Source organism: Streptomyces hirsutus (assembly GCF_001418415.1).
GTDB classification, from domain to species: domain Bacteria; phylum Actinomycetota; class Actinomycetes; order Streptomycetales; family Streptomycetaceae; genus Streptomyces; species Streptomyces hirsutus.
The window spans coordinates 1-16,490 of record NZ_LIQT01000376.1 but is presented as its reverse complement, the minus strand read 5'-3'; the positions used below and the strand labels follow the sequence as shown (position 1 = coordinate 16,490).

At 72.7% G+C, this 16,490-nt stretch carries 15 protein-coding genes; 10 read left to right on the top strand and 5 right to left on the bottom strand.

Translation table 11 applies throughout. From position 1 onward, the window contains the following. Positions 1-206: 206 nt before the first annotated feature. Complete coding sequence (locus AOK11_RS26615; protein ID WP_055596261.1) at positions 207-677, top strand: DUF5709 domain-containing protein; 471 nt, start codon at positions 207-209, stop codon at positions 675-677. Positions 678-845: 168 nt separating this feature from the next. Further along, entirely contained in the window at positions 846-1,100 is a 255-nt protein-coding gene (locus AOK11_RS26610; RefSeq protein ID WP_055596255.1) for a type B 50S ribosomal protein L31, read from the top strand. 58 nt (positions 1,101-1,158) lie between these two features. On the opposite strand, the gene AOK11_RS26605 is transcribed toward AOK11_RS26610, so the two are convergent. Further along, entirely contained in the window at positions 1,159-1,953 is a 795-nt protein-coding gene (locus AOK11_RS26605; protein WP_055596254.1) for a metal-dependent hydrolase, read from the bottom strand. Positions 1,954-2,098: 145 nt separating this feature from the next. Here AOK11_RS26605 and AOK11_RS26600 point away from each other — a divergent pair, with 145 nt between their 5' ends. Together AOK11_RS26600 and AOK11_RS26595 are read left to right on the top strand one after the other, a co-directional pair. Further along, the gene (locus tag AOK11_RS26600) at positions 2,099-4,612 is read left to right on the top strand and encodes a DEAD/DEAH box helicase (RefSeq protein WP_055596253.1); all 2,514 of its coding nucleotides are present in this window, start codon (positions 2,099-2,101) and stop codon (positions 4,610-4,612) included. A gap of 19 nt (positions 4,613-4,631) precedes the next feature. Next, positions 4,632-5,498 carry an acyl-CoA thioesterase gene (locus AOK11_RS26595; protein WP_055596252.1) on the top strand — a complete coding sequence of 289 codons (867 nt, stop codon included), beginning with the start codon at positions 4,632-4,634 and terminating at the stop codon, positions 5,496-5,498. A 31-nt stretch (positions 5,499-5,529) separates the two neighbouring features. Here AOK11_RS26595 and AOK11_RS26590 read toward each other — a convergent pair whose 3' ends face one another. Together AOK11_RS26590 and AOK11_RS26585 are read right to left on the bottom strand one after the other, a co-directional pair. Next, a complete protein-coding gene (locus AOK11_RS26590) occupies positions 5,530-6,474 on the bottom strand; it encodes a DUF6397 family protein (RefSeq protein ID WP_055596251.1) in 945 nt (314 codons plus the stop codon). Between the two features lie 125 nt (positions 6,475-6,599). Further along, positions 6,600-7,013 (bottom strand): roadblock/LC7 domain-containing protein, encoded by a 414-nt coding sequence (locus tag AOK11_RS26585; protein WP_055596250.1) that lies wholly within the window; start codon positions 7,011-7,013, stop codon positions 6,600-6,602. Between the two features lie 87 nt (positions 7,014-7,100). Between AOK11_RS26585 and AOK11_RS26580 the strand changes: the two genes are divergently transcribed. The 4 genes from AOK11_RS26580 (at position 7,101) to AOK11_RS26565 (ending at position 11,027) form a co-directional block, all read left to right on the top strand. Beyond that, positions 7,101-7,529, top strand: a complete 429-nt coding sequence (locus AOK11_RS26580; protein ID WP_055596249.1) for a PPOX class F420-dependent oxidoreductase — start codon at positions 7,101-7,103, stop codon at positions 7,527-7,529. Positions 7,530-7,716: 187 nt separating this feature from the next. Further along, on the top strand, positions 7,717-8,316 hold the full coding sequence (locus tag AOK11_RS26575) for a class I SAM-dependent methyltransferase (protein WP_055596260.1): 600 nt from the start codon (positions 7,717-7,719) through the stop codon (positions 8,314-8,316). A 176-nt stretch (positions 8,317-8,492) separates the two neighbouring features. Then, positions 8,493-9,431, top strand: coding sequence for a hypothetical protein (locus AOK11_RS26570; protein WP_055596248.1), 939 nt, complete (start codon positions 8,493-8,495; stop codon positions 9,429-9,431). Positions 9,432-9,632: 201 nt separating this feature from the next. Beyond that, complete coding sequence (locus AOK11_RS26565) at positions 9,633-11,027, top strand: tannase/feruloyl esterase family alpha/beta hydrolase (protein WP_055596259.1); 1,395 nt, start codon at positions 9,633-9,635, stop codon at positions 11,025-11,027. 46 nt (positions 11,028-11,073) lie between these two features. Here the strand turns inward: AOK11_RS26565 and AOK11_RS26560 are convergent, their stop codons facing one another. Next, entirely contained in the window at positions 11,074-11,256 is a 183-nt protein-coding gene (locus AOK11_RS26560) for a hypothetical protein (protein WP_055596247.1), read from the bottom strand. Between the two features lie 396 nt (positions 11,257-11,652). Between AOK11_RS26560 and AOK11_RS26555 the strand changes: the two genes are divergently transcribed. Together AOK11_RS26555 and AOK11_RS26550 are read left to right on the top strand one after the other, a co-directional pair. Next, positions 11,653-14,589 (top strand): DEAD/DEAH box helicase, encoded by a 2,937-nt coding sequence (locus AOK11_RS26555; RefSeq protein ID WP_240497499.1) that lies wholly within the window; start codon positions 11,653-11,655, stop codon positions 14,587-14,589. Beyond that, positions 14,586-15,974, top strand: a complete 1,389-nt coding sequence (locus tag AOK11_RS26550; RefSeq protein WP_240497498.1) for an SWF or SNF family helicase — start codon at positions 14,586-14,588, stop codon at positions 15,972-15,974. Before AOK11_RS26555 ends, AOK11_RS26550 begins: the two co-directional genes overlap by 4 nt. A 105-nt stretch (positions 15,975-16,079) precedes the next feature. Here the strand turns inward: AOK11_RS26550 and AOK11_RS26545 are convergent. Then, a partial coding sequence (locus AOK11_RS26545) for a hypothetical protein (RefSeq protein ID WP_240497497.1) occupies positions 16,080-16,490 on the bottom strand: 411 nt, incomplete at its 5' end.

The following is a 16,490-nucleotide window of genomic DNA, read 5'->3' as shown; positions in this document are numbered from 1 at the left end:
GCACGGTCGGTCACCGGAGGCGGCCGGTGACCGACCGTGCCGTTGCGCGGAGCCGAACCTGGGTGGAAGGGTGGAATCAGGCACCGGCTCGGGAACGCCCGGGGCTCCGGAGAACCGGGGTGCGGGTGATGCCGGTGTCCCGTGCAGGCGCGGCCCGGAACGGGCCACGGCGGGAACGGGCCCGTCCCCACCCCCTGGAGGTCCCCGTGAACAGAGCCGGCGGTTGGGGAGACGACGTCTACCAGCCCGATGGATCCGAGGTCCAGGACGACGCCGGACTGCTCGACGCCGAGGACACTCTCGAGAACGACGGCGTCGCCGACCCCCTCGACCGGGGCTGGTCCCCTCCCGAGCGGCCGTGGGCCGTGGAGCACCGCGGTGTGACGGCGTCGGAGCGCAGGGCGGGCGAGACCCTGGACCAGCGGCTCGCCGAGGAGCTGCCCGATCTCGCCGCCGCCGACGGTGACGACCTCGGTGACAGCGAGGGCACCGACGGCGAGCTCCTGGACAACGAGGTCGGTGCCGTGCGCTCCGGCCGGCTCGTGGCCCCCGACGAAGGGGCGCACGAGGACGAGGAGACCGCCATGGTCGCCACGGACGTCGGCATCGACGGGGCGGCGGCCTCGGCCGAGGAGGCCGCCATGCATGTCGTCGACGAGGACACCCTCCCTGGCTGACCTCGCCGTTTCACGGCCGTGACGGCCGTGACGACCGTGACACCCGTCCGAACGGCGCAGGCCGCCCGGGCCGTCACCCGAACCGTCCCGGCCGTCCGGGACGTCCGGCCCATCCGGATCGGTCCCCTCGCGCGCCGCACGCATCGCCCACGTCGTAGAGGAGCGTCCATGCAGCAGGACAAGCACCCCGACTACCACCCCGTCGTCTTCCGCGACCGGGCCGCCGGATACGCCTTCCTGACCCGGTCCACCGCGACCAGCGAGCAGACGATCGAGTGGGACGACGGCGAGACCTATCCGGTCGTGGAGGTGGAGATCTCCTCGGAGAGCCACCCCTTCTACACGGGCACGGCACGGACCGTGGACACGGAAGGACGCGTCGCCCGCTTCGAGCGCCGCTACGGCGGTGAAAGTTCCGGCTGAGCCGACGACGGCGGCCACCGGGCATCCCCGCCGGCGACGACCACCGGTCGTCCGCGCCTCAGATCACGTTGAGCGCCGCCGCGCAGCCCACTCCGCCGAGCAGCATGAACGCGGGCATCAGTACCTTGAGCTCCACCCAGCTGCCCGCCCGGAACCGCATCCCCTTGGGCGGACCTATGGGGTACCAGCGCTTGCGGCCCACCGGTATGGGCCACAGGATCGGGCAGCCCGAGACGGTCAGGGCGTCCCCGATGTCGTGCACCAGCGCACCCAGGACGATCGGCAGCCCCAGCCACAGGTACTCCTGGCCGGGCTCCGTGAACAGCCAGCCGGCACCGTTGCCCGGCTCGTCCAGGATGCCTGCGAGGATCCACGAGCTGGTCGCGGCGAGCAGCCACACCAGTACGTCGCTGCTGGCTCCTCGCGTGGCCCGCCACAGCAGGCCCTCGATGGCCAGCACCATGTGGACGAAGAGGATGGCCAGCACCGCCCACCGGCCGCCCGTGATCGCCAGGACGGAAGCGCCCCCGCCGATCAGGACCGCCCACAGCCAGGTGTGGGTGAGGGTGCGGTGACCGCCGGAACGGCGCGGGTCGCCCGGTTTCCTGGTGGCCTTGTAGACGGCGTACGACAGCTTGTCGACGATCTCGCACAGCCTCTTGGACACGGGACCGAAGGACCGCGATATCGTCGCCGCCTTGTGGTCCAGGTCCGGGGCGAGGGCGGCACCGGCGCAGATCAGGGCGCCGACCAGGAGCACCGGCCAGGGCATCGGTTTTCCGGCGGCGGTCGTGGCCGCGCCCACCCCGAGCCATGCCGCGGCACCCGACAGTGAGTGTGCTGGTCCCATCATCCCCGTTGCCCGCCCTATTCCACTTGTGCCGCTGTCCAGTTGACCAGGTGCGTCGACGCCCCTTCGGCGACACAGCGTAGCCTTCACGATCTTCATCCCCGAATCCGATTCCCGCGCGGGGCCCGGTGGCAGGCAAGATGGGGGCGTGACCCTCATCGATCAGCTGCCGCCGACCGCCGACCCCGACGCCCTCTACGAAGCCTTCGAGTCGTGGGCGGGGGAACGCGGTCTCACGCTCTACCCGCACCAGGAGGAGGCGCTGATCGAGGTGGTCTCCGGGGCGAACGTGATCGTCTCGACCCCGACCGGTTCGGGCAAGAGCATGATCGCGGCCGCTGCCCACTTCGCCGCGCTGGCCCGGGACGAGGTCACCTTCTACACGGCGCCCATCAAGGCGCTGGTGTCGGAGAAGTTCTTCGAGCTGTGCAAGATCTTCGGCACGGAGAACGTCGGCATGCTGACCGGCGACGCGTCCGTGAACGCCGATGCCCCGGTCATCTGCTGCACCGCCGAGGTGCTGGCGTCGATCGCGCTGCGTGACGGCAGGAACGCCGACGTCGGCCAGGTCGTCATGGACGAGTTCCACTTCTACGCGGAGCAGGACCGCGGCTGGGCGTGGCAGATTCCGCTGCTGGAATTGCCGCAGGCGCAGTTCGTGCTGATGTCGGCGACGCTCGGCGACGTCTCCTTCTTCGAGAAGGACCTCGCCCGCCGCACCGGCCGCCCCACGTCGGTGGTCCGCTCGGCGACCCGGCCGGTCCCGCTGTCCTACGAGTACCGCTACACGCCGCTCACCGAGACGCTCACGGACCTGCTGGCGGCCCGGCAGGCTCCGGTCTACATCGTGCACTTCACGCAGGCCCAGGCGGTGGAGCGGGCACAGGCGCTGATGAGCATCAACATGTGCACGCGCGAGGAGAAGGACAGGATCGCCGACCTGATCGGCAGCTTCCGCTTCACCACCAAGTTCGGCCGCAACCTCTCCCGCTACGTCCGGCACGGCATCGGTGTGCACCACGCCGGCATGCTGCCCAAGTACCGGCGGCTGGTGGAGAAGCTCGCGCAGGCCGGTCTGCTGAAGGTCATCTGCGGTACGGACACGCTGGGCGTGGGGGTCAACGTCCCGATCCGCACGGTGCTGTTCACCGCCCTGACCAAGTACGACGGGAACCGGGTGCGCACGCTGCGGGCCCGCGAGTTCCACCAGATCGCGGGCCGGGCCGGGCGGGCCGGCTTCGACACCGAGGGGTTCGTCGTCGCGCAGGCCCCCGAGCACGTCGTCGAGAACGAGAAGGCGCTGGCGAAGGCGGGCGACGACCCGAAGAAACGCCGCAAGGTCGTCCGCAAGAAGGCGCCGGAGGGGTTCGTCGCCTGGTCGGAGCAGACCTTCGAGAAGCTCATCGGTTCGGATCCCGAGCCGCTGACCTCCCGTTTCCGGGTGACGCACACGATGCTGCTGTCGGTGATCGCCCGGCCCGGGAACGCCTTCGCGGCGATGCGTCATCTCCTCGAGGACAACCACGAGCCGCGCAAGCAGCAGCTGCGGCACATCCGGCGGGCGATCGCGATCTACCGGTCCCTGCTGGACGGCGGCATCGTCGAGAAGCTGGACACACCGGACTCCGAAGGACGGATCGTGCGGCTCACCGTGGATCTGCAGCAGGACTTCGCGCTGAACCAGCCGCTGTCCACCTTCGCGCTGGCCGCGTTCGAGCTGCTGGATCCCGAGTCGCCGTCCTACGCGCTCGACATGGTGTCCGTGGTGGAGTCCACGCTGGACGACCCGCGCCAGATCCTCGCCGCGCAGCAGAACAAGGCGCGCGGCGAGGCGGTCGCCCTGATGAAGGCGGACGGCGTCGAGTACGAGGAGCGCATGGAGCGCCTCCAGGACATCACGTACCCGAAGCCGTTGGAGGAACTGCTCTTCCACGCCTACGACACCTACCGCAAGAGCCACCCGTGGGTCGGTGACCATCCGCTGTCGCCGAAGTCCGTGGTGCGGGACATGTACGAACGGGCGATGTCCTTCACGGAGTTGGTCTCCCACTACGAACTGGCCCGGACCGAGGGCATCGTGCTGCGGTACCTGGCCAGCGCCTTCAAGGCCCTGGACCACACCGTCCCGGACGATCTGAAGTCCGAGGACCTCCAGGATCTGATCGCCTGGCTGGGCGAAATGGTGCGTCAGGTCGACTCGAGTCTGCTGGACGAGTGGGAGCAGCTGGCCAATCCCGCGGAGATGACCGCCGAGGAGGCCCAGGAGAAGGCCGACCAGGTGAAACCGGTCACCGCCAACGCGCGTGCCTTCCGCGTCCTGGTCCGCAACGCCATGTTCCGCCGTGTCGAACTGGCCGCTCTGGACCAGGTGGACGCGCTGGGCGAGCTGGACGCCGAGGCCGGCTGGGACGCCGACGCCTGGGGCGAGGCGATGGACAAGTACTGGGACGAGTACGAGGACCTCGGCACCGGCCCCGACGCCCGCGGTCCCAAGCTGCTGCTGATCGAAGAGGAGCCGGACAACGGACTGTGGCGGGTCCGGCAGATCTTCGACGACCCGAACGGCGACCACGACTGGGGTATCAGCGCCCAGGTCGACCTCACCGCCTCCGACGCGGAGGGCCGCGCGGTCGTCCGGGTCACCGCTGTCGGCCAACTGTGAACGCAGGAGCATAGCGCCCATGACGAACCCGACCGAGAGCCTCGTCGCCCTGCTCGACCTGGAGCAGATCGAGGTCGACATCTTCCGTGGCCGCAGTCCGCAGGAGTCGTTGCAGCGGGTCTTCGGCGGCCAGGTGGCCGGCCAGGCGCTGGTCGCCGCGGGACGCACCACGGAGGGCGACCGCCCCGTGCACTCGCTGCACGCGTACTTCCTGCGGCCCGGGCGGCCCGGGGTGCCGATCGTGTACCAGGTCGAACGGGTACGGGACGGCCGGTCGTTCACGACCCGCCGGGTCACCGCCGTGCAGCAGGGCCGCACGATCTTCACTCTCACCGCCTCCTTCCACAAACCCGAACAGGGGAGTTTCGAGCACCAGCTGCCGCCGGCCCGCGAGATCCCGGACCCGGAGTCGCTGCCGACCGTCGCGGAGGAGATCCGCGAGCATCTGGGCGAGCTGCCGGAGCAGTTGGAGCGGATGGCCCGCCGTCAGCCCTTCGACATCCGCTACGCGGACCGGCTGCGCTGGGATCCGGACGAGGTCAAGGACGCCGAACCGCGCAGCGCCGTGTGGATGCGTGCGGTGGGCCCGCTCGGCGACGATCCGCTGGTGCACACGTGCGCCCTGACCTACGCCAGCGACATGACCCTGCTGGACGCCGTTCGGCTCCCGGTGGAACCCCTGTGGGGTCCGCGCGGCTTCGACATGGCGTCGCTGGACCACGCGATGTGGTTCCACCGCCCGTTCCGTGCGGACGAGTGGTTCCTGTACGACCAGGAGTCGCCGATCGCCGTGGGCGGGCGTGGTCTGGCCCGAGGGCGGATCTACGACCGTGAGGGGCGGATGCTGGTGTCCGTCGTCCAGGAGGGGCTGTTCCGGGCGCTGTAGATCACCGGGCGGATCACCCGGGCCGACCCGGTCAGCGGTCGGCCGGTCGCCGGGCAGCCGGTCGCCGGGCGGCCGGTCCCCGGTTCCTGCCGCGCCACCGGGCGAGCAGCGTGCGGAACGCCCCGCGCGGGCGTTCCGGCTCCCGGAGAACCTGTCCGGCCGGCGCGGGGCGGTAAGAGGCGGAAGCCGGACGGGGCGCCGGCCGGTGTTCGCGGGCCTCCGCCAGCAGCCCCACGAGCTCCGCCTGGAGCCAGGCGATCTCGTCGGAGTCCTGAGCGGTCACGAGGGTCTCCGTGAGGACGGCGCCGGGTGAGCCCGGAGCCCCGTGGGAGGGCCGCTCGGGACGGAACCGGCTGAGGTGGGACCGCTCGTAGGGGTCCTTGACGACCTCGCAGATGTGTGTGGGATCGAGCAGGGACGCGAGGGCTCCGGCACGCGACCACGGGTCGGTGGCCCGACGGAGCAGGATGGCCAGCCGGCGGGTACGCCAGTTGCGGGCCCGCAGGTCGAGACTGGTGTCGAGCTGTCCCCCGAGGTGGTCGGACGTCCGGTCCCTCAACAGCGAGGTGTTCCTCTCGTCGGCCGTGAACTGCCTTAGTTCCTCTGCGAGATAGAGCCAGACCACGGCACGGTGGCGGTTGAGGTGGAACCTCGTGGGAGCCAGCAGCCCCAGCCGGGCCAGTCGCGTGAACCGGTCCTTCGTCACCCCCATGAGCAGCGCGCCCTCCGTGGCGCCCACGATCCTGACGCTCTCCCGCAGGGCCTCCGGACGACCTGGCCTGGCGCGGAGCCGTTCGATTTCGGCGCGGTCCACACGGCGGCCGGTTCCCCGCTCGTCGGGGGTGGTGCGAATCCTGCCGAGGTCCACGGCGAGGTCGAACTCGCTGGGCTCGAGGCCGAGTTCCCGTGCCGCACGGCCCGCCGTGACCCGGGAACCGGCGGTCGTGACTTCATGTGTGGCGGTGTTTCCGGACATGCTCGTCTCCCCCGTGGAGTGTGCTCGGCCGGCGCCGTGCGCGCCGTCCGGAGAAACCGTATCCGGTCCGTCACTCTTCGTGACAGACCTGTGGACAACTCCACGGAGGTCGACGAACGCGCAGGTCAGGTACCTGTGGGGTCTCCGGGTCCCGGTCGGCGGGCGTCCACGTCCAGGTGCTCGCCGACCCGGTTGACCAGCAGCGTCATCTCGTACGCGATCCGGCCGATGTCGGCCTCGGCCCCGCTGAGCACGCACAGGCAGCTACCGTTGCCGGCCGCGGTGACGAAGAGCACCGCGTCGTCGAACTCGATCATCGTCTGGCGCATCCCGCCCGCGCCGAAATGCTGTCCGGAGCCCTTGGCGAGGCTGTGCAGTCCGGACGAGACCGCGGCTAAGTACTCCGCGTCCTCGCGTCGAAGCCTCGTACTCGTCCCGGTCACCAGCCCGTCGTTGGACAGGACCAGCGCGTGCCGCACCTCCTCGACTCTCTGGGTCAGGTCGTCCAGCAGCCAGTCGAGTCCCCGTTTTTGCGTCATGTCGTGAATCTCCCCCTTGCTCTTCCCCGTATGGATCCTCCGCCAGCCTTCCCCACGGGCGGGCGCCGGACAAGGAGGATAGGAGCCATGGGACAGAGGATGACCGACGAGGAATGGCGGGCGTTCGTCTCGCACGGAACCCGCACCGCCAAACTTTCCACCGTGCGTGCCGACGGCAGTCCGCACGTGGCGCCGATCTGGTTCGTGCTCGACGGGGACGACGTGGTGTTCAACACCGGCAGGGAGACGGTGAAGGGGCGCAATCTGGCCCGTGACGGGCGGGTGGCCCTGTGCGTGGACGACGACCGGCCGCCGTTCGCCTTCGTGGTGCTGCGGGGCCGGGCGCGGATCTCGGAGGATCCCGGGGACCTGGTGCGTTGGGCCACCCGGATCGCCGCGCGGTACATGGGCCAGGACCGTGCCGAGGAGTTCGGGGCGCGCAACGGCGTGCCGGGCGAACTCCTCGTCCGTGTCGCCGTCGAGAAGGTCCTGTCGGAGAAGGGCGTCGCGGACTGATCGCCGGGCCACGGCACGAGGTGACCCGGCCCGGGCGGTCTCACGCGGGGTGACATGGCCGGGGGCCGGCCGTGGCCGGATCCAGTGCCTCGGCGGCGTGTGCGATCGCGTGGAGCGGTACGCCGTCAAGGCCCGTCGGGTGTGGGGCCCCGGGCCCCGGGCCGTCCGGTGGGGGATCATGCCGGGCATGAGTGACGACCACACCCGTGTCCAGGAGTTCTTCACCGCGCGTGCCGCCGACTGGGACCGCCGGTTCCCCGACGACGGTCCGGCCTACGCGGCGGCGGTGGCCGAGCTGGGGCTGCGCGAGGGCGCCCGGGTGCTCGACGCCGGCTGCGGCACCGGACGGGCCCTGCCGCCGCTGCGCGCGGCCGTGGGCCCTTCCGGAACGGTCCTCGGCGCAGATCTGACCCCGGCCATGCTGCGGGAGGCCACGCGGGCCGGACGGGGCCACGACGGGACGCTGCTGCTCACCGACGTCTCCGCGCTGCCGCTGCGCTCGGGATCCCTCGACGCCGTGTTCGCGGCGGGCCTGATCGCACACCTGCCCCACCCTGCCGAGAATCTCCGGGAGCTCGCGCGGGTGGTGCGGCCCGGTGGCGTGCTCGCGCTGTTCCACCCGATCGGCAGGGCGGCACTCGCCGCGCGTCAGGGCCGCTCGATCACGCCGGACGACCTCCGCGCGGAGCAGAACCTCCGTCCACTGCTGACCGGTTCGGGCTGGCGCATGACGTCGTACGTCGACGAGGACGCCCGGTTCCTGGCGCTGGCCGTCCGCGCGGGCTGAGCGCCCGGACTCGCGCCGGGGCCTCTCGGTCCGCGTGCCGCACCGGCCGGAATGCGGTCGGTGCGGGCCGACGGGCCGGAGAGCCACGGCTCCGGGTGCGGCTGCGAGGTCGTGACAAGGAGCTCGGGGGCGGATTAGTGTGCGCGCCGGTGGACGAACCCGACGGGGAGGCTGGAATGGCCGGGACGGACGAGGAAGCCGTCGCCGCCGCGGACGACGCGCTCTACGTGCTGACGGCGGCGCTGCTGACGCCGGCGAAGTTCCCGAGCGTGCTGGGCGACGACTACCCGGAGGCGTGCGCGGCGCTCGGTCTGCCCCCGCTCGCCGACGGGTACGGGCTGATACTCGGTCAGGACGGCGAGGGCGCCCGGTGGACCGTCGCGATCGACGACGTGTCGCTGGTCGCCGTCGCGATCGCCTCCTGGGACTGCGGTATGGAGCACGATCTGTCGCCGGAGGAGCACACGGTCGTCGCAGCGCTGCCCGGCTGGCCCCTCTCGGTCGCCGTGGCGGCTCCGAACGTGCCCGCGCCGCACGATCCCGGCCCCGAGGTCACCGACGGGCCCGTGCTGGCGCCGCCCGACTCCGGCGCCTGGGGACCGGCACAGCGGCGTCTGGGCGCCGACGAGATCGCGCTCCGGTGGGCGCTCTGGCGGGACCAGGTCGACGACTCGGCCTTCCCTGTTCCGGGCGGCTCCGTGGAGTCCTCCGCCGGCGCTGGAGATGCCGCCGGTGACGGCTCGGCCCGCGGCAGTCCGGCCGACGAGAAGCCGACCGGCGAGAGCACGACCGTGGAGGAGCCGAGCGGGGGCGCCCCGTCCGACGACCCGAACGGGCGGCGGACGGGTCACAGCGGCATTCGGCGGGTCCTGGCGGAGGCACGTGCCTACGTCTCCTCGCCGCCGCCGCTCGGCCGGGTCCGCTCGTCCTTCGCACCGGGCGACGCCCGCACGCTGCGTGCCGACGGGCCCGGCTGGTCCCTGGTGGCCAGGACCGACGACATGGCGTTCGTCCTGCTCGACGACGAACCCGGCGAGGTCCTCCCGGTGGGCAGGGGGCCGGAACTGCCGGGTCTCCTGGAGGGCTTGGACAGGATCGCCGTACGGCCTCTCTGAAACGCGCCCGGCGGGGTGCCTGTCTCCGGATGAGATGAGGGGTGCGCCTGCCTTTGCGCATGTGGGGTGAACCCCCATGCGAAGGCGCCGTTCCGTAGGGCGTCAGCCCATCGATGATGGCAGCGTTGGGCCCGCACCATGGGGCAGCTTCGCGCTCCGTACCGTGCCCTCTTCCGCTTCCCGTCCTTCCTGGAGGCCGTCATGCGCCCGTCCCTAGGCGTTCCGTTGCTCGCCTTCGCCCTCGCGGCGGCGGCCCTCATCGCTCCGGCTCCGGCCGCCGCCGCCGTCGCTGCCGAGGACGAACACTGTGCGCGCCAGGAGCGTGTGCGGGTGCCGGGCGCGGCCCACCAGCGCACCACCTGTCTGGCCGACCTGACCACCACGGGATTGGCCGGCACCCCGTACACCGATCTGGCGGACCAGGCAGGGCTGCTCGCGGCCGCCACCCGGTCGCCGTCCGGAGTGCCCGGTATCCAGGTCGACGGGTACTTCCCGGACTCCTCCCGCTTCAACACGACGCACGGCTGGGCGCACGACGCGCAGTTCGTGATCCGGCTGCCCGACCGGTGGAACGGCGGGCTGGTCGTCACGGGCGCACCCGGCACCCGCAAGCAGTACGCGACCGACAAGGCCATCTCCGACCGGGTACTGGCCCAGGGATACGCGTACGCCTCGACGGACAAGGGCAACAACGGGGTCGACTTCTACCGTGACGGGATCCGGCCCGGTGACGCGGTGGCCGAGTGGAACACCCGGACCACGCAGCTCACCCGGGCGGCCAAGCGCGCGGTGGCCCATCGTTACGGGCACGCTCCGCGCCGGACGTACATGACCGGCGTCTCCAACGGCGGCTATCTCACCCGCTGGCAACTGGAGAACCACCCGGAGCTGTACGACGGCGGCGTGGACTGGGAGGGCGCGCTGTGGACCGCCGACGGGACCGGCCTGTTCTCCTCCCTGCCGGTCACGGTGGCCCGGATGTTCGGCACGGCAGGGGACGAGGACCTGCACGCGGTGGGCTTCGCACCGGGCTCCGAGTTCCTGTGGCCCTACCACGAGAAGGCCTACTGGGGTGTCACGCAGAAGATCTACCGCGCCGAGTTCGACCCGGCCTATGATCCCGCTTGCCCGGGGCCCTCGGCCGGGACCACGGTGGAGCAGATCCTGGCGCCGTGCGCGTCCGACGCCACGTACGACTACGCCTCGCGTCCCGCCTCCGTGCACCGCGCCGCGGCCCGGGTCGCACTGACCGGGCGTATCGGCCGGCCGCTGATCACGCTGCACGGCGATCTGGACGCACTGCTGCCGCAGGCCGCCCACTCCGATGTGTACGCCCGCATGATCGACGCGAAGGGCCGGGGAGCGCTGCACCGCTACTACACGGTGCAGGACGGCACCCACGTCGACGGGCTGTACGACACCCATCCGGACCGGCTGCGGCCGATCCTGCCCTGCTACCGGTCGGCGTTCGACACCCTGACCGCATGGGTGGAGCGCGGAGTCGGGCCGCCCGCGGACCGGACGATCGACAGGCCCGCGGACGGCGACGTGGTCAACTCCTGCGCACTGGACGGTGCCGAGGCGGCGACGCGGTAGCAGGGCCCGAGCAGGGGCCCGGTCCTCCGGGACGGGCTCCTGCGTCTCAGCGGCCCAGCTCCTTGCGCGAAACACGGCGCAGCCTGCTCCGCTGCGAGGGGTCCAGGGTGAGGTACGCGGCGGCCGGGACTCCCAGGATGATCAGGAGCGCCGCCCACCAGGGCAGCCAGATGAGCAGGATGAGCCCGGCCGCCACACCTCCCGCGGCGATCTTGGCATTCTTCGACATGGTGTCGCCTCCTTCGCGGCCACTGCCGCTCTCTGTCGTGAAAACGGCCCCGCGCTCCCGGCGGTTCCGACCGCGACCCTGAGACGTCCCTGAGGTTCGCCCCCTAGGGTTCCCTCAGGGGCCGTCGCCGACTCGCCGAACCCCGGCTCGCCGGCCCTCCGGGACGGAGCACGACCGCGTGTCCATGGTGTCCCAGTTCACACCCCAGGCATACCCGGGCGGCCATGGCCGTGCTGTACTCTCGGCGGCTCCGACCCCACTAGTCAAGTTTGATGAATCAAGGATTTCGTGAGCGCTGCGCAGACGACTCCCGTGTTTCCCTCCTCCGCCCAGTACGCCGACCTGGCCCGCTGCTCCGCCGTATTCGTACCCGGCGACCCCGCCCGCACCGGCCTCATGGCCTTCTGGCGGCCCGAGGGGTCCGCTCCCCCCGTCCTGAACACGGCGCAGGCCGAGGAGCTGACCGTCGTCGTGCCCGACGGCGAGGGGGTGCAGGCGGTGGGCGTCCCCGCGGTGCTGCTGCCGGTGCGTGCCGCCCTGCCCGTCCTCACCCGCGCGCGGGCCGGCGGCGACGGGCACCCGGCCGCCGTCTTCTGGGGTGCCGCCGCCGTGCACGCGCTGCGTCTGGTGGCGCGCGGTCTGCTGCTGCCGGGGCTGTCCCCGGCCGGTCACGACGCCTGGCGCGCGGGTCCGCTGGACGCGGAGGACGTCGAGGCCGTGCGCCGGCTCGCCGCCGCGATGCCGCCCGAGGCCCACGCCCAGCCGCTGGACGGCCCCGGGCCCCTTCGGCTGCCCGACCCCGAACGGCTGCTGCGCGCCTTCCTCGACGCGGTCGCCGACACCCTGCCCCGCTCCCCCGCCGCGCCCCTGGTGATCGGCTCCCCCGCCTTCGCCGTGCCCGAGCCGCAGCACCTGCCCGCACTGCGCGAGTGGGCCGCCGACGTTGCCGCGGGCCACGACGCGGGCGTACGCCTGTCGCTGCGCATCGAAGTGCGCGGCCTCACCGACGCACCGGAGACCTGGGCCGCGCCGGAGACGCGGGAGGCCCCGGGTGCCTCGGACCACGCCGGCCCCACCGCCCACCCCATCGACGACGGCACGGACGACGGCAACACCGACGTCACGTTCCGGGCCGTACTCCAAGTGCACGGCGTGAGCGATCCCGCGCTCGTCGCGGACGCCACCGACGTGTGGGCCGCGGCCGCGGAAGGCCAGGACGGTCCGGGCGGCGCGGCCGGCCCGGACGGCGGCTTCGGGCCGCGGGCCCGGATGGACACGCTGCTCGCGCTGCGCCGGGCCGCCCGCGCCTGGGCCCCGCTCGCACCCCTGCTGTCGGCGACCGTGCCCGACGCGGTCGAACTCGCCGACGACGAGGTCACCGAGCTCCTCGGGGAGGGCGCGAGGGCGCTCGCGGCCGCGGGCGTCGACGTGCACTGGCCCAAGGAGCTGATCCGCGGACTGACCACCCGCGCGGAGATCGGCCCCGCCGACGAGGAACGGCTGTCCGGCCGGGCGGGCTTCAAGGACGCCTCCCGGCAACCGTCCTTCCTGTCGGCCGACGCGCTGCTCGCCTTCGACTGGTCGTTCGCCCTGGGCGACCGGACGCTCACCCGCGCGGAGCTGGACCGGCTCGCGGAGACCAAACGCCCCGTCGTGCGGCTGCGCGACCAGTGGGTGCTGATCGACCCCCGGGAGGTGCTCCGCGCCCGCGCGCGCCGGGACCACGCGGTCACGCCCGTCGACGCGCTCGGCGCGGCCCTGACCGGCTCGGTGGAGGTGGACGGCCGCCGGTTCGAGGTGCGTCCCACCGGCTGGCTGGCGACCCTGCGGGACCGGCTCGCGGACCCCGAGTCCCAGGAGTCCGTCCCGCAGCCCGCGGCCCTCGCCGCCACGCTGCGGGACTACCAGCGGCGCGGGCTGAACTGGCTGGCCCACATGACGTCCGTGGGCCTGGGCTGCTGCCTCGCCGACGACATGGGCCTCGGCAAGACGATCACCCTGATCGCCCTGCATCTGCACCGGCAGTCCGACCCCGCGTCCGCCGGGCCCACCCTCGTGGTCTGCCCGACCTCCCTGATGGGCAACTGGCAGCGGGAGATCGAACGGTTCGCGCCGGGCACCCCGGTGCGCCGCTTCCACGGTGCGCGCCGCTCGCTGGACGGTCCGGCCGACGGCGGGTTCGTGCTCACCACGTACGGCACCATGCGCCTGGACGCTTCCCGGCTCGCCGATGTGTCCTGGGGGATGGTCGTCGCCGACGAGGCGCAGCACGTGAAGAATCCGTACGCGGCGACGGCCCGGCAGTTGCGGTCCATCGGCGCACGCGCGCGCGTGGCGCTCACCGGCACGCCGGTGGAGAACAATCTCTCGGAGCTGTGGGCCATCCTCGACTGGACGACGCCCGGACTGCTGGGCCGGCTCGGCACCTTCCGCAGGCGCTACGCGGATGCCGTGGAGGGCGGGACGGATCCTGCCGCGGCGGAGCGGCTGGCCCGGCTGGTACGGCCGTTCCTGCTGCGCCGCCACAAGTCGGACCCGGGGATCGCGCCCGAGCTGCCGCCGAAGACGGAGACCGATCACCCGGTGTCGCTCACGCAGGAGCAGACGGCGCTGTACGAGGCGGTGGTCCGCGAGGCCCTGGCCGAGATCTCCGGCACCTCCGGCACCTCCGGCACCTCCGGCGTCTCGGGGACCGACGGCATGGCGCGGCGGGGAATGATCGTGAAGCTGCTGACCGGGCTGAAGCAGATCTGCAACCACCCGGCGCAGTTCCTCAAGGAGGAACGGCCGGCGATCGCGGGACGGTCCGGGAAGCTCGAACTGCTCGACGAACTCCTCGACACCGTGCTCGCCGAACAGGCCTGCGTGCTGGTCTTCACGCAGTACGTGCAGATGGCGCGGCTGCTGGAGCGACACCTCTCCGCGCGGGGTGTGCCGTCGCAGTTCCTGCACGGCGGCACACCGGTCGCCGAACGCGAGGCGATGGTACGACGCTTCCAGGACGGCGAGGTCCCGGTCTTCCTGCTGTCGCTCAAGGCGGCGGGCACCGGGCTGAACCTCACCCGCGCCGAGCATGTCGTGCACTACGACCGCTGGTGGAATCCCGCCGTGGAGGCGCAGGCCACGGACCGCGCGTACCGCATCGGCCAGACCCGGCCGGTGCAGGTGCACCGGCTGATCGCCGAGGGCACGATCGAGGACCGCATCGCCGAACTGCTGGTCCGCAAGCGCGAGCTGGCGGACGCGGTGCTCGGCTCCGGCGAGGCGGCGCTCACGGAACTGACGGACGCGGAGCTGGCGGATCTGGTGGCACTGCGAGGGGGCCCGCGATGACCCGGTACGACGGTGACGGAGCAGAAGTGGAAGAAACCGACGACTGGTACGAGCCGGAGGGAGTCCCTGTGGGTGGGGCCGACCCGGACGGAACCGACCCGGAGGGGACCGACGGCGGGGCCGGTGCGGAGCGGACGTTCGCCGCGCTGCCTCCCGCGCGGGGACGTGGTTTCGCGCAGACCTGGTGGGGCCGGGCCTGGCTGACGGCACTGGAGGGCACGGCCCTGGACTCCCAGCAGCTCAAGGCGGGCCGTCGGCTCGCCCGCGCGGGAGCGGTCGGCGCCGTGTCCGTACGGCCGGGGCGGATCACGGCCGTCGTCCAGGACCGTGACCGCACGGCGCACCGCGCGGACGTGCTGCTGCAGGAACTGTCCGACGAGCAGTGGGACCGCTTCCTGGACATGGCCGTCGAGCGGGCCGGGCACGTGGCGGCGCTGCTCGACCGGGAGATGCCGCCGCATCTGGTGGAGGACGCGGAGCTGGCCGGGGTCGAACTGCTGCCGGGCCTGGGCGACCTGGAGCCGGAGTGCGACTGCGGAGCGTGGGACCACTGCGGTCACACGGCGGCGCTCTGCTATCAGGTGGCCCGGCTGCTGGACCATGACCCGTTCGTCCTGCTCCTGGTGCGGGGACGCGGTGAGCGCGCCCTGCTGGACGCGCTCCAGTCGCGTGGCGGGCCGTCCTCCACCTCCGGGAAGCGGCCGCGGCCGGAGGGTGTGGACGCGGCCGAGGCGTTCGCGGCGGGCGGCATCCGGCCTGCGCTGCCCGGCGTTCCCCCACTCCCCGCGGAGCCGGGGGTGCCGCCGTCGCTGGACACGGACGAGCCGCCCACCGCCGGAGTCGACCCGTCCGCCCTGGAGTTCCTCACCGCGCGGACCGCCGTGCAGGCCCACCGTCTGCTGGCGGAGGCGCTCCGGGAGGGGCACGAGCGGCACCCGCCGGCGCCGGAACCGACGGTGGCGCGGGACGCGGTACGACTGGCCGCAGGTGAGCCCCCGCGCGCCGTGACGGCCCGGCTCGCCGACGGTTCGGGCCGTGGCCGGGAAGGCCTGGCGGTGGCGGTACGGGCCTGGCGCCAGGGCGGTGCGGCGGCGCTGACCGTGCTCGACGAGGAGTGGACGGTGGACGCCGAGGCCCTCGCACGCGCGGGTGCCGCCCTCGCGTCGGCCTGGGCCGAGAGCGACGAGGCCGAACGGCCGGTGCTCCGGGCCCGCGCCAACCGCTGGACCCTCGACGGCGGGCGGATCCAGCTGCGGCTCGGGCGCGACGGCCGCTGGTGGCCGTACCGCAAGGAGCGCGGCCGTTGGGTCCCCGCCGGAGCCGCCGCCCAGGATCCGGCAACGGCCCTGGCCACAGCGGACTCGGAGGCGCGAACGGAAGCGTGAACGGAACCGGAGGCGGACACGGCGGCGGGGCGGCCCTCCGGGACGTAGTCCCCCCGCCCGGAACACCGCCGCGCCGGCCCTCGTACGCCCCGCGCTCCGCTCGGTTCAGCGCAGCGCGGCATCCCCCAGGGTCGGCGGCGGGAGCGATTCGAGGCCGCTCGGCAGGTTGCTGGGCACGCCGCTCGGCAGGTCGGTGGGCAGACTCGGCAGTTCGGTCGGCAGCAGGCTTTCCAGGCCGCTGGGCAGCTCGCTCGGGAAGTCCGACGGCAGCTCGGTGGGGAAACCGGACGGCAGCAGGCTCTCCAGATCACTGGGGAGTCCGGACGGGATGCGCGGGGACGGCTCCGGCGAGCCGTCGGTCCGGCTCCCTGTGGGCTGGTCGTCCGGCGCGTCGTCGTCTCCCGACGCCATCAGCACGATGACGGCGACGGCTGCCACGGCCGCGAGCGCGGCGAGCACGATGAACAGAAGATTCCGGCGCCCGCCGGGACCGCGCCCCGGCCCTCCGCCGCCGGG

Excerpts from the sequence above, each read along its gene's own strand:
- AOK11_RS26610 (WP_055596255.1), top strand. The coding sequence starts at position 846 with ATGCAGCAGGACAAGCACCCCGACTACCACCCCGTCGTCTTCCGCGAC.
- AOK11_RS26605 (WP_055596254.1), bottom strand. The coding sequence starts at position 1,953 with ATGATGGGACCAGCACACTCACTGTCGGGTGCCGCGGCATGGCTCGGG.
- AOK11_RS26595 (WP_055596252.1), top strand. The coding sequence starts at position 4,632 with ATGACGAACCCGACCGAGAGCCTCGTCGCCCTGCTCGACCTGGAGCAG.
- AOK11_RS26590 (WP_055596251.1), bottom strand. The coding sequence starts at position 6,474 with ATGTCCGGAAACACCGCCACACATGAAGTCACGACCGCCGGTTCCCGG.
- AOK11_RS26585 (WP_055596250.1), bottom strand. The coding sequence starts at position 7,013 with ATGACGCAAAAACGGGGACTCGACTGGCTGCTGGACGACCTGACCCAG.
- AOK11_RS26580 (WP_055596249.1), top strand. The coding sequence starts at position 7,101 with ATGGGACAGAGGATGACCGACGAGGAATGGCGGGCGTTCGTCTCGCAC.
- AOK11_RS26575 (WP_055596260.1), top strand. The coding sequence starts at position 7,717 with ATGAGTGACGACCACACCCGTGTCCAGGAGTTCTTCACCGCGCGTGCC.
- AOK11_RS26570 (WP_055596248.1), top strand. The coding sequence starts at position 8,493 with ATGGCCGGGACGGACGAGGAAGCCGTCGCCGCCGCGGACGACGCGCTC.
- AOK11_RS26565 (WP_055596259.1), top strand. The coding sequence starts at position 9,633 with ATGCGCCCGTCCCTAGGCGTTCCGTTGCTCGCCTTCGCCCTCGCGGCG.
- AOK11_RS26560 (WP_055596247.1), bottom strand. The coding sequence starts at position 11,256 with ATGTCGAAGAATGCCAAGATCGCCGCGGGAGGTGTGGCGGCCGGGCTC.
- AOK11_RS26555 (WP_240497499.1), top strand. The coding sequence starts at position 11,653 with ATGGCCTTCTGGCGGCCCGAGGGGTCCGCTCCCCCCGTCCTGAACACG.
- AOK11_RS26550 (WP_240497498.1), top strand. The coding sequence starts at position 14,586 with ATGACCCGGTACGACGGTGACGGAGCAGAAGTGGAAGAAACCGACGAC.